This is a genomic window from Streptomyces eurythermus (assembly GCF_014649115.1).
Taxonomy (GTDB): Bacteria; Actinomycetota; Actinomycetes; order Streptomycetales; family Streptomycetaceae; genus Streptomyces; species Streptomyces eurythermus.
The window spans coordinates 25,578-37,721 of sequence record NZ_BMSK01000034.1 but is presented as its reverse complement, the minus strand read 5'-3'; the positions used below and the strand labels follow the sequence as shown (position 1 = coordinate 37,721).

Sequence of the window (12,144 nt, the reverse complement as noted above, 5' to 3'; positions counted from 1 at the left end):
GAGGGACATGACCGCCGAACACACCGAGCACACCGGCACCGCCGCGTACGCGGTGGTCGTCAACGACGAGGAACAGTACGCCCTGTGGGACGCCGGCCTGCCGGTCCCCGGGGGCTGGCGCCGGGAGGGGTTCTCCGGTGGCCGGGCCGAGTGCCTGGAGCACATCGAGCGGGTGTGGACCGACATGCGGCCACTGAGCCTGCGCACCGCCGGCCGGTGAACGGCGGCGGGACGACCGCCGGGGGCGACGGGCCCCTGGTGGTGGGAGTGGGCGGCACCGGCCGGGCGGACTCCACCACCGACTGGGCGCTGACCCTGGCGCTGCGGGGCGCGGAGGCGTCCGGCGCCCGCACCGTGAAGCTGGACGGCGCCTTCCTCGGGACACTTCCGCTGTTCCTGCCGCACCACCGCGAACGCGGGCCCGCCGTCCGGCACATGCTGGCCCTGCTGGCCCGCGCGGACGGCGTCGTCCTGGCCACCCCCAGCTACCACGGAGGGGTCGCCGCGCTGCTGAAGAACGCCCTCGACTTCCTGGAGGACCTGCGCGAGGACCACCGGCCCTACCTGCACGGCAGGGCGGTGGGCTGTGTGGTCAGCTGCGACGGCCCCCAGTCCGGGGGCACCACGATGGCCGCGCTCCGCTCCATCGTGCACGCCCTGCGGGGCTGGCCGGTGCCGCTCGGCGTGGCGCTGACCGCGCAGGGCGGGCGCGGTACGCGCGTCCAGGAGCAGCTGTCCACCGTCGGGCGCATGACCACCGAGTTCGCCCACGCCTTCGGTGCCCGCCACGGCGCCGCCGCACAAGGAGCCCGATGAATTCCACCGAGGACGCCGGTTCCGCCGCCCGCGTCACGCTCACCCGCAGGACCACCGCGGAACGGATCGCCGAACTGGAGGAACGCAAGAGCCGGGCGCTTCAGCCCGGTTCGTCACGGGCCGCGCAGCGGCAGCGCATCCTCGGCCGGCTGACCGCGCGGGAACGCATCGGACTGCTGCTGGACAAGGGCTCGTTCATGGAGACCGACGCCCTGGCCCGGCACCGCTCGACCGCGTTCGGCATCGACGCCCAGCGGCCCTACGGCGACGGCGTGATCACCGGCGTCGGCACCGTGGACGGCCGTCAGGTGTGCGTCTACGCCCAGGACGCCACGTCCTTCAACGGCAGCGTCGGCGAGGTCTTCGGGGTCAAGGTGGGCAAGCTGCTCGACCTCGCCATGAGCACCGGATGCCCCGTCATCGGCATCAACGACTCCAGCGGGGCGAGACTGCAGGAGGGCGTGCTCGCGCTGTCCGCGTACGGGCAGGTGGCCCGCCGCACGGTCCAGGCGTCGGGCATGGTCCCGCAGATCTCCCTGATCATGGGCATGTGCGCCGGGGGCGCCGTCTACACGCCCGCCGCCACGGACTTCGTCGTCATGGTGGAGCGGACCTCGCACATGTTCGTCACCGGCCCGGACGTCATCAGGGCGGTGACCGGCGAGAGCGTGGGTCTGGAGGAGCTGGGCGGCGCCGCGGTGCACACCCGCCGCACCGGCAGCGCCCACTACAACGCCGACGGGGAGGAGGAGGCGATCGCCTTCGTCAAGGACCTCCTGTCCTTCCTGCCGGCCAACAACGCCACCGAACCCCCCACTTATGTGGCGCCGGCCGACAGGGGGCCGACCGAGCGCGACCGGGCGCTGGACAGGCTGATCCCGGACAGCCCCGAGACGCCGTACGACATGCACACCGCCATCGAGGCGGTGGTCGACGACGGTGATCTGCTGGAGATCCAGCAGGACTTCGCCCGCAACATCATCTGCGGTTTCGCCCGGGTGGAGGGCGCCACCGTTGGTGTCGTGGCCAACCAGCCGCTGCACCTGGCCGGTTCGCTGGACATCGACGCGTCCGAGAAGGCCGCCAGGTTCGTACGGTTCTGCGACGCCTTCAACCTGCCGCTGCTCACCTTCGTCGACGTGCCCGGCTTCCTGCCCGGCACGGTGCAGGAGCACGGCGGCATCATCCGTCGCGGAGCCAAGCTCGGCTTCGCCTACATCGAGTCCACCGTGCCCAAGGTGACGGTCGTCACCCGGCGCGCCTACGGCGGTGGTTACGCCTCCATGGGTTCCAAGGAACTGGGCGCCGACATCTGCTTCGCCTGGCCGACCGCCGAGATCGGCGTGATGGGGGCGCGGGGAGGGGTGGACATGCTCTTCCACCGCGACCTGAGGGCCGCCGACGACCCCGAGCGGTTGCAGGCCCGGCTGACCGAGACCTACGAGGAGCAGCTGATCAGCCCCTACGTGGCGGCCGAGCGCGGCTGCATCGACGACGTGGTGACACCGGCCGGGACCCGGCTCGCGGTCGCCCGGGCGCTGGCCTCGCTGCGCACCAAGAGGGTCGCGGCTCTGCCCAAGAAGCACAGCAACATCCCCCTGTGAGGAAGGCGGCACGCGTGATCGTACCGAGGTGGGTCCTGCCGTACGCGGAGAGCGCACACGACCCCGGGGAGCAGGCGCGCGGGGAGGAGGACCCGGCCGACACCGTCGCCGGGATGCTCGCCCGCTTCGTCGGCGCCATCGCCGGCATCCCGCTGGGGCCGGCCGGAAGCGCCGAGGGCCCCGCACTTCAGGACCCGCCGGCATCCGGCGGGGACCGGCCCCAAGCGGTGCGGGACCCGCTCCGGGAGGGGACGGGCCCGGACCTCACGCCGGCCTGGGCGTCGCCCAGCCGGGCGGCTCCCGGGTGATCACGGCCGCCACCGCGGCCCGGTTGGACACGCCGAGCTTCGCGAAGACACGCGACAGATGCATCTCGACGGTCTTCTCCGCGATGTGCAGCCGTCTGGCGATCAGCCGGTTGGTCAGCCCCTCCCCGACGAGATCCGCGATCTGCCGTTCCCGGCCGGTCAGGGCCGGCAGGATGTCCGAACCACCGACCGGTCCCCTGGCCCGCGGGGCACGCGCCGCGAGTCTGCGCCGCTCCTGGCGGGCCGCCCGGGCCAGCGGTACCGCGCCACACTGGTCGAGGGCCGCCCCCGCGGCCTTCAGCTCCCGTGCCGCGTCGTCGAAACGGTCCTGGTGCCACAGAGCGACCCCCAGCACGATCCGCGCCCGCAGCGCGTCGAGCACCCGCCCCGAGGACTCCAGCCCCGCCACGGCACGCTCGGCGGGGCCCAGCGCCTGCCCGGGGTCGGTGTGCGTGAGCACCTGCGCCCGGGCCAGTTCCGCCATGGCCCCGCAGGGGTCGGCGGAGGCGGCCCGGGCGGCCCAGTAGGCGGCCCGGGCGTACCGCTCGGCGGACAGCTCGGCGCGGGTGAGCATCTCGTACCAGACCGGGCGGGAGCCGGCGTCCGCCGTCGGCAGGTCCGGGCCGCCGGCCTCGGAGACCACCGCCAGGCACCCCTCGTGATCGCCGCTCGCCAGCCGTGCCTCGGCCAGGATGCGCAGGGCCATCGCCTCCTTCCAGTTGCTCGCCGAGTGGCGGGGGTGGACGGTCGCGGTGAGCGCGGCTTCGAGGGCGCGGTCCGTGTGTCCCCGGGCGACGTCGACGAGTGCCTGCATGGCGTGCGCGTTGATCACCCCCTCCAGGCACTCCGCGTCCGCGGTCAGGTGGACCGCGTGCTCGGCGGCGATCCGGGCCTCGGACAGCTCGCCCCGGGCGAACAGGGCGTAGGACTGGCCCACCAGCAGGTGCGGCAGATAGAGCAGGTGGCCGGTGCGGGTGGCGAAGTCGACGGCCTTGCGGAAGTGACGCAGGGCGTCGTCCCAGGCGCAGCCGAGGATCTCGCTCCAGCCGATCCACAGGGCGGCGTCGAGGCTGCCGGCCAGTTCGTCGTCGAGCATGCCGTCCAGGATCCGGACCGCCTCGGCAAGCCGTCCGGTCCCGGACCGCCCGCCGCCTTCGGCCGCCTCGATCAGGGCGAGCAGGCTGAGGCAGGAGCCCTGCAACGCGCGCCGGCCGGTGCGGCCCGCGACCTCCAGGGCCTCCTCGGTCCACCGGACGGCGCTTCCGTCGTGGCAGGCGGTGTAGAGCTGACCGGCCGCCAGCTGGCACTTGAGGGCGGCGGCGACCACCTCGTCCTGGGACGGCAGATCGTCCAGCTCCCGGCGCAGCATCACCTCGGTCTCCTCGCGGGCACCGAGCATCCGCTGCACGGTGGCGGCGAGCACGACCGCCTCGGCGTGGTCGGCGGCGGGTTCCCGCGGCAGCACGCGCAGCGCCTCGTGGACGAGTTCCCTGGCCTCGCGGAGCCGGCCCCGGTCCGCCAGGGCACGCGCCAGCTCCGTCTGCAGCCGGGCCCTGGGCACCGCGAGACCGGCGCCGCGCGGCAGCACCCGCAGGGCGGTGCGGAACCAGGCCGCGGCGCGGGCCGGTTCCGTGGCCGCCACCGAACGGGCCGCCGTGCACAGCAGGTCGACCGCCTCCGACTCCGCGAACCTGATGCACTGCTCCACGTGCGGGGCCCGCTCGATCGCCGACGCGCCGCGGCCGCGCAGCGCCTCCTCGGCCCGCGCGTGCATCTCCACCCGCCACGCCAGATCGCCCGCGTCGTAGATCGCGCGGTGCACCACCGGGTGGCGGAAGACGAAGTGGTGGCCGGCGGCCACCGGCCGGACGATGTCGCGGCGCACCAGTTCGCCGAGCGCCGCCAGCACGGCCGTCTCGGGTTCCTCCAGCAGCCGCGTCAGCAGTTCCGCGTCGAACTCGCAGCCGATGATCGCCGCCGCCTGCACGGTACGGCGCACCGGCGGTGAAAGCGGGACCAGTTCGTCGAGGATGCCGGCGCGCGCCTCGGCGGAGCGCTCGGTGAGGAGCATGCGCAGATAGCCGGGATTGCCACCGCTGCGGCGGTACAGCTCCTTGCGGCACAGGGCGGTGGTGCCGGTGAGCAGCAGGTCGACGTCCTGTTCGGACAGCGGCGTCAGCGGGAGGTGGTCGAGCGCGATCCGCTCCGACCGGCCGTGGACGGCCGTGCGCAGCCGCTCCGGTGTCTGCCGGTCGCGGTAGCCGAGGACGGCCAGGAACCGGGCCCGTGGCGGCCGGCGCAGCAGCCCGGCGAGCAGATCGAGGGAGTCCGGGTCGGCCAGGTGCAGGTCGTCGAGGACCAGCACGAGGCTGGGTCTGGCGAGGGCCTCGACGAGTTCGTGGACCACTCTGCGCCCCGGCTGCCCCTCGGCCGCGGCCACATCATGGCGCGCGTGCTCGCCGCGGAGGATGCGGGTCATCAGCTCGCGGCGTTCCCGCGGCCAGTCGGCCAGCACGGTGCGTACCAGTTCGCGCTGTTCGTCGAAGGCGTCGGCGAACGCGCCCAGGGACGTGCCCAGGGACGCGCCGGCCCGCCCGGTGGCCACCACGGCGTCCCGGGCGCGTGCCTTGTCCGCGAACTCCCCGAGCAGTGCCGTCTTGCCCACGCCCGGGTCGCCGGTCACCAGGACCACGCGGGGAGTGCCGGTCGCCTGTAACTGGGTCAGGGAGTGCTCCAGGGATTCCAGCGTCGCTCTGCGGCCGACCAGTCCCCGGTTCCCCCCGGCGAAATCCTGATCACTGTTGACAGCATGATCCACCGATGTCCCTCTCAGCTGATGCGGGTCATGGCTGATACGTGTGAGCGAGCCGCCGTGGCGAGTGAAAGACTTCCGGCCGTCAAGTTCGGGGAAGCGTCGGCTCGTTCACAAAGACGTCACCCTAGCCGACGGCACTCGCCGCGGTGGCGGGGCGGAGATCGACGTCATCACGACAGGCGGAAACGCGAAGATGCCCCCGGGGCCGCGCGACGGCCGGCCGGGGAAAACCCAGGGATATCCCCGCTGCATCCGGGGGCGCCGCTCCTCCAGACTGACGAGGCGGTCACCCCGGAGAAGGGATTTTCGTGAGCACTCGCATCTACGCGCTGCCCGTCGAACAGACCCGGTGGCAGGTCCCCGACGGTTCCACCACGGTCTTCGACTGGGAGTATGACGAGGGGCGTGACCGGCTGCTCGGCCTGTACGAAAAGGGCAAACAGAAGCAGTGGGACGCCAACGAACGGATCGACTGGTCCACCGAGATCGACCTGGACGACCCCATGGGGGTGCCCGAGGAGACGATCGCGATCTACGGGACCCGGGTGTGGGAGCGGCTCGGCGCCAAGGAGCGGGGCACGGTCCGCCACCACCTGGCCGCCTGGCAGTTCTCCCAGTTCCTGCACGGTGAACAGGGTGCGCTCATCTGCTCGTCGAAGATCGTGCACACGGTTCCCGACCTCGACTCCAAGTTCTACGCGGCGACCCAGGTGATGGACGAGGCCCGGCACGTCGAGGTGTACTCCCGGTATCTGCGGGAGAAGCTGCGCCTGGCCTATCCCATCAACCCGGGGCTGAAGGCGCTGCTCAACGACGTGATCGCGGATTCCCGGTGGGACATGACGTATCTCGGTATGCAGGTGCTGATCGAGGGACTGGCCCTTGCCGCCTTCAGCTTGATCCGGGACCACGCCAGCGAGCCCTTGGCCAAGGCGCTGAATGCCTACGTGATGCAGGACGAGGCGCGTCATGTCGCTTTCGGGAGGCTGGCGTTGCGTGATTACTATCCCGAACTGACCGAAACGGAACGGAACGAACGCGAGGAGTTCTGCGCGGAGGCATGCCATCTGATGCAACAGCGCTTCCTGGGCGAGGAAGTCTGGCGGAATCTCGACGTGGACGCTGACGACTGCATCAGCCATATGCGATCATCCGAGCACTACCGCATGTTCCAGACCTACCTGTTCTCGCGGATCGTGCCTACGCTCAAGGACATCGGCCTCTTCGGTACCCGTATGCGGGACACGTTCGCGGGCATGGGAATCATCGGCTTCGAGCAGCAGGACATCGACACGCTGGCCAAGCAGGACGACGACATCGCGGAAGCATTCGACAAGGAGCGGGTCGCGCAGGTCGAGCAAACCATCCGGCTGGCGTCCGGGGAGGCGTGACCGCACCACACCAGTCCACTCAAGGAGTGCTCACCAGTGAAGCAGGCCGCTCCGGCTCCCGCGCCGCGTGCCTTACGCGCCCTGACGCTCACCGCGTCAGGCGGCACGTTCCTCGCGATGCTCGACTCCACCGTGACCAACCTGGCCGTACCCGATCTCCAACGGGACTTCGCGGACGCCTCCCTGTCCGCGCTGTCCTGGGTGATCAGCGGGTACGCCGTGGTCTTCGCCGCCCTGCTCGCCTCGGCCGGCCTGCTCGCCGACGTCATGGGGCGCCGCCGGCTCTTCGCCGGCGGCATCATCACCTTCACCGTGGCCTCGCTGCTGTGCGCGCTCGCCCCCAACCTGCCCGTGCTGATCGCGATGCGCATGGTGCAGGGCGCCGGCGCCGCCGCGATGATCCCGGCCTCGCTCGCCATCCTGCTGCTCGACGGCCCCGCCGAGCACCGGGTCAGGTCGATCGGCGTGTGGAGCGCGGCGTCCGCGTTCGCCGCGGCGGTGGGCCCCAGTGTGGGCGGTCTGCTGGTCGACAGCCTCGGCTGGCGTTCGGTCTTCTACATCAACCTGCCGTTCGGCATCCTGCTCACCGCGGCCGCGCTCACCCGGCTGCCTGCGCCCGCGCCGGCCCCGGCCGCCCGCCGCTTCCCCGACCCCCTCGGCACCGTGTGCGTGACGCTCGGCGTCGGCGCCCTGACCCTCGGCATCACCGAGGGCCCGGACTGGGGCTGGCTCGACCCGCGGACGCTCGCGGTCTTCGCGGCGGGCGTGCTGGCCATCGGCGTACTGGTGCCCCGCTCGCTGCGGCATCCGGCGCCCGCGGTGCAGATGTCGCTGCTGGGCCACCGGCCCTTCGCGGTCACCAACGTCGTCTCGCTGCTCTACGGCATGGCGCAGTACCCCTGGCTGCTGGCCAGCGTGCTGTGTCTGACCAATGTCTGGCACTACAGCGAGCTGGAAGCCGGACTCGCCATGACGCCCGGCGCGGTCACGGCGTCCGTCGCGGCGCTCGGCATGAGCCGTCTCGCGCCCCGGCTCGGCGGGCCGCGTACCGCCGCCATCGCCGGCATGGCGGTCTTCCTGGCCTGCGGCGTCTGGCTGGTGCTGGCGCTCGGCGACCGGCCGGCCTTCTGGTCGCTGTGGTTCCCGGTGGCCTCGCTGGCCGGTATCGGGATGGGGCTGGTGACCATGGGGACGTCGGCCTCGGCCGCCTTCTCCGCGCCGCCCGCGCGGTTCGCGACGGCCAGCGGCCTCAACACCACGGCCCGTCAGTTCGGCGGCGCGCTGGGCGTCGCCGCGTTCGCCGTGCTGGTCGGCGGGCAGCGCACGATCAGCGGCAGCGACGTGTTCACGTCCGTCTTCGTCTTCTCCACCGTGGTGGTCGCCTTCGGCCTGGTCCTGACCGTCCTGGGCCTGCGCCCGGCACCCCCGCCCCAGCCCGCTGCCGCCGCCGCGGACAGCACTGCGGCCGCGCAGGAGTCCGCGCGGCCGCAGTGAGGCCGGCGGGAAGGAACGGACACCGCCGTCCGCGGGTCGTACGGCTCGGCGGGCGGCGGTCACGCCGGCCCGGTAGGCCGGCGGACAGCGGTCACACGGCGAGGCGGCCCCAGCCGGTGTCGCCCGCCGGAGCCGCGCCCCAGCCCGTGTCGGCGTTCGAGGACAGTGACGTGGTCACCGTGGCGGCCGTCGGGCCCGGCGTGTGGGACGCGTGGGACGCGGTGAGGCAGCCGACGGCCAGAGCGAGGAGGAGGCCGGCTCTGGCACCGATGCTGGACGGACGAGCTGTCATGCTTCGTTCTCCTGTCAGGAAGGTGTGGGCGCACGGACCACCGCCGCCGGCGCCGGCCGGCGCACGGCCGTCGAGCACGAGTCCCAGCGGATCGCCCATTCTTTCGAATCGGCTCCGACGGGAGCATAACCGGCGGAAACACGAATGTGCGGCGGGAGGCCGAATCTGCCGAAGATCGCTATTGCGCCCCTGGGACGCGGCCTTTCCCGGGGGGTGATCCCACTCCCGTCACCCTTTCTTCAGGGACAGGGCGGAGATCGATCCCTCCTGCTCCAAGGGGCCGTGCCGGCCTATGAGATAGCCCAGCTGGAATCTGTTGGTGGCACCGACGCGGTGCATGATCTCCGAGACGTGCCGCTGGCAGGTCCGCACGGATATGCCGAGGGCGCGCGCGGTCGTCCGGTCGTCGTGCCCCTGGACCAGATGGTGGAGGATCGAGCGTCTCGTCTGGTCGGCGATGCCCTGGACGAAGGACTTCTCCCGTGGCTTGTGGATGAGTTCGCCCGACGACCAGAGCAACTCGAAGATCTGCACGGTGAAGGCGATGAGATCGGGGCTGCGGACGACCAGCGCGCCACCGGGGCTGTCCTGCAACGGCACGAAGAGGGCGCTGCGGTCGAAGACGATGAACCGGGCGAGGTCGCCGGTGACCGTGCGGACCTCGGCGCCCAGTCTGGTGACCTCCTCGGCGTACTTCACCGTGGGCGGATGGAAGCGTGCGGCGTGCTGGTAGAGGGTCCGCAACCGGACGCCCCGTTCGAGCAGTTGCCGGTCCCGGTCCCGGGCGGCCAGCAACTGGGCCGCGGGACGGGGACCGCCGGGCTGGGCGGCGAGCACTTCCCGTGTGCATGCGCCGGCCTGCCGGTCGAGCAGCCGTGTCACGTCCTCCAGCGATGCCAGCCGCTCCAGATGAGGCCCTCCGTGGCCGTGTCGCTGCGTGGCGTGGATCAGCGCCAGTTCGGCGAGTTGCCCGCGCACGCGCAGCAGGTCCAGCTGGGTGGCCTGGACCCGGTCCTCCCAGCGCTTGAGGAACCGGCTCGACACGTCCGCGGGGTCGGCGACGGCCAGCCGGTCCGCCCCGACACGTCTGAGCAGGCCGGCCGCGGTGAGGACGGCGATGCTGCGCGCGACGGCCTCGCGGTTCTCACCCGTCATGAGACGCGTCATCAGTTCGTCCATGTGCAGCGGACCGTGCTCGGCGACTTCGCGGTAGAGGTCCACGTCCGCCGGTGACAGTTCGCCCGGGTGGGCCTCGTCCCCTGCCGGGTGACCGTACGGGATGTTCATCGGGCAACCCTCTTCCTCATGTCGGCCACGATCGCTACGGGAACGCGGCTCATGCCGGCCACGATTCGCGACGGGAACGACGGGAACATGGCGGAACCGCCCGGCGGCACCTGTGGCCGGCGGCTGGATGGCGGCGCATGCGCGGATCCGCCGCAGGGGCGGGACCGGGTCAGTGACCGGTGGAGCGGGGCCGCCCATGGCGCCGGCCCCGTGGCCCGCGGGCGTCGGAGACGGGGCTCGCCGGCAGGCGGCGCTCCGGCGGGCGGACCGGAGGCCGGCCGAACGTCCGCGTCGGTCTCCGGGGTGGGATCCGAAGGCGGTACTCGGCCACGGTGAACATCCGCTTGTCCCCCCTCGTGCGCTCCCCGCGGTCAGCGGTCGCGTCGTGAAACGTCGATCACGGACCCGCGCCGGTGCGTCCCCCTACCGGATTACACAGAAAACGACTCCAGTCAAGTAGTGGAATATGACGCTACCAGTGGCCCGGGAGCGTTGGGAAGATCACGACCGGGATTTCCCGGACCATTGCGCCGCCCCCCGTGCACATGGCTGAAAAGCGGCGATGGTCTTCGGGCGCATTGAGTGGCGCGTGGAATACCGGGCCCGCGGGGCCGGTTGCGCGGGCATGAAGGCGATCGGTATTCACGAGTTCGGCGGCCCGGACGTTCTGCGGGTGCTGGATCTGCCCGAACCCCAGGCGGGTCCCGGCGAGGTCCGTATCCGCGTGCACGCGGCCGCGGTCAGTCCCACCGATGTCCTGCTGCGTACCGGCGGGCACGCGGTCCGCATGCCCGGCCGACGGCCTCCGTTCGTACCGGGTATGGACGCCGCCGGGGTGATCGACCAACTCGGTCCCGGGGCCGACGGCCGTCTCGCCGTGGGCCAGCGGGTGGTGGCGCTGGTGCTGTTCACCGGCCCGCACGGCGGTGCCTACGCGGAGCAGGTCGTCGTGCCCGCCGCGTCGGTGGTGCCGGCTCCGGAAGGGGCCGGCTTTCCGGAGGCCTCCACTCTGCTGATGAACGCCATGACCGCGCGCCTCGCTCTGGACGTGCTGTCCGTGCCGCGTCATGGGACGGTCGCCGTGAGCGGCGCCGCCGGCGCCGTGGGCGGGTACGCGGTCGAGCTGGCCAAGGCCGACGGGCTGACCGTGATCGCCGACGCGGCCGAGCGCGATGGGGAACTGGTCCGTGGATTCGGGGCCGATCACGTCGTCGAGCGCGGGACCGGGATCGCCGGACGGATCCGCGCGCTCGTGCCCAAGGGAGTGGCCGGGGCGGTGGACGGATCGGTGCAGACCACCGAGATCGTGCCCGCGGTCGCGGACGGTGGTGCCCTGGCCGAACTCCGGGGCTGGTCAGGACCGGCCGAGCGGGGCATCCGGGTGCACCCGGTGATGGTGCCCGAACGCATCGACGACACCACCGGCCTGGACACCCTGTGCCGCCAGGCCGAGAAGGGCCTGCTGACGATGCGCGTCGCGGAGGTGCTGCCCGCCGCCGAAGCGGCCCGGGCACACCGCTTGCTGGAAGCCGGCGGCCTGCGGGGGCGAGTGGTGCTGGACTTTTCCTGACACCTCTCCTCCCGAGGGTTCAGCCGGCTGTGGCGGCCAGTGCTCGCTCGGCCTGGCGGACGCGCCACTCCTCGATCGTTTCCTGTTGCCGCCGGGCTCGCTCGAGCAGGGCGGCGAGCCGGGCGAGGTCCAGGCGCTCGTCGGCGGCGCCGATCCGGCCCAAGGTCTGCCAGCAGGCCGTCTTCCCCTCGATGCCCAGCCGCAGGGCTTCCAGGTCCAGGACGGTGCCGAGCGGTGAGGGACGCACCAGGTGGCCGTTGGGCTTCAGCCGTCCCAGTTTCTCGGCCGCCCAGGCCGCGCTCACCTTGTAACGGCGGACGGGGACGCCGAGGTCCCGCATGATGTCCAGCAGCGCGGTCCGGTCCTCGGCGATCTCGGCCGCCACGGGCTCGATCGCGCGACCGAGCGCGGAACCTCGGGAGGTACGCGCCAGGCGAGCGGCACGGTCGGTACCGGCGGTGGCGCCGGCGAGGTGGTCGTTGAGGTAGATGCCGAGCAGCCTCACATCCGCACCTCTTCCGGTGGGCCGGCGCCGGCCGGCGCCGGAGTGCTCGAGGGTGTTCATCT

Annotated in this window: 11 protein-coding genes; 7 read left to right on the top strand and 4 right to left on the bottom strand. The window is 72.3% G+C overall.

Features of this window, described 5'->3' with window-relative positions; translation table 11 throughout:
- Nucleotides 1–7: 7 nt before the first annotated feature.
- Genes IE251_RS38820 through IE251_RS38805 form a run of 4 tightly spaced genes read left to right on the top strand, consistent with a single transcriptional unit; the run spans nucleotide 8 to nucleotide 2,728 of the window.
- Entirely contained in the window at nucleotides 8–220 is a 213-nt protein-coding gene (locus tag IE251_RS38820; protein WP_189757654.1) for an MbtH family protein, read from the top strand.
- Nucleotides 217–816, top strand: a complete 600-nt coding sequence (locus tag IE251_RS38815) for an NADPH-dependent FMN reductase (protein ID WP_189757653.1) — start codon at nucleotides 217–219, stop codon at nucleotides 814–816. Before IE251_RS38820 ends, IE251_RS38815 begins: the two co-directional genes overlap by 4 nt.
- The gene (locus IE251_RS38810; RefSeq protein ID WP_189757652.1) at nucleotides 813–2,420 is read left to right on the top strand and encodes an acyl-CoA carboxylase subunit beta; all 1,608 of its coding nucleotides are present in this window, start codon (nucleotides 813–815) and stop codon (nucleotides 2,418–2,420) included. Before IE251_RS38815 ends, IE251_RS38810 begins: the two co-directional genes overlap by 4 nt.
- Nucleotides 2,421–2,434: 14 nt before the next feature.
- Complete coding sequence (locus tag IE251_RS38805; protein WP_189757651.1) at nucleotides 2,435–2,728, top strand: hypothetical protein; 294 nt, start codon at nucleotides 2,435–2,437, stop codon at nucleotides 2,726–2,728.
- Here IE251_RS38805 and IE251_RS38800 read toward each other — a convergent pair.
- Nucleotides 2,685–5,546 (bottom strand): AAA family ATPase, encoded by a 2,862-nt coding sequence (locus IE251_RS38800; RefSeq protein ID WP_189757650.1) that lies wholly within the window; start codon nucleotides 5,544–5,546, stop codon nucleotides 2,685–2,687. The two genes, IE251_RS38805 and IE251_RS38800, sit on opposite strands and share 44 nt — an antisense overlap.
- Before the next feature lie 305 nt (nucleotides 5,547–5,851).
- Here IE251_RS38800 and IE251_RS38795 point away from each other — a divergent pair, with 305 nt between their 5' ends.
- Together IE251_RS38795 and IE251_RS38790 are read left to right on the top strand one after the other, a co-directional pair.
- Entirely contained in the window at nucleotides 5,852–6,934 is a 1,083-nt protein-coding gene (locus IE251_RS38795; protein ID WP_189757649.1) for a ferritin-like domain-containing protein, read from the top strand.
- 36 nt (nucleotides 6,935–6,970) lie between these two features.
- Complete coding sequence (locus tag IE251_RS38790; protein ID WP_189757648.1) at nucleotides 6,971–8,428, top strand: DHA2 family efflux MFS transporter permease subunit; 1,458 nt, start codon at nucleotides 6,971–6,973, stop codon at nucleotides 8,426–8,428.
- Nucleotides 8,429–8,519: 91 nt separating this feature from the next.
- Here the strand turns inward: IE251_RS38790 and IE251_RS38785 are convergent, their stop codons facing one another.
- Both IE251_RS38785 and IE251_RS38780 read right to left on the bottom strand, forming a co-directional pair.
- Nucleotides 8,520–8,720, bottom strand: coding sequence for a hypothetical protein (locus tag IE251_RS38785; protein WP_189757647.1), 201 nt, complete (start codon nucleotides 8,718–8,720; stop codon nucleotides 8,520–8,522).
- A 228-nt stretch (nucleotides 8,721–8,948) separates the two neighbouring features.
- Entirely contained in the window at nucleotides 8,949–10,007 is a 1,059-nt protein-coding gene (locus tag IE251_RS38780) for a LuxR C-terminal-related transcriptional regulator (protein WP_189757646.1), read from the bottom strand.
- A 625-nt stretch (nucleotides 10,008–10,632) separates the two neighbouring features.
- Between IE251_RS38780 and IE251_RS38775 the strand changes: the two genes are divergently transcribed.
- Nucleotides 10,633–11,577 carry an NADP-dependent oxidoreductase gene (locus tag IE251_RS38775; protein ID WP_189757665.1) on the top strand — a complete coding sequence of 315 codons (945 nt, stop codon included), beginning with the start codon at nucleotides 10,633–10,635 and terminating at the stop codon, nucleotides 11,575–11,577.
- 19 nt (nucleotides 11,578–11,596) lie between these two features.
- Here IE251_RS38775 and IE251_RS38770 read toward each other — a convergent pair whose 3' ends face one another.
- Nucleotides 11,597–12,142 (bottom strand): hypothetical protein, encoded by a 546-nt coding sequence (locus tag IE251_RS38770; RefSeq protein ID WP_189757645.1) that lies wholly within the window; start codon nucleotides 12,140–12,142, stop codon nucleotides 11,597–11,599.
- Nucleotides 12,143–12,144: the final 2 nt, after the last annotated feature.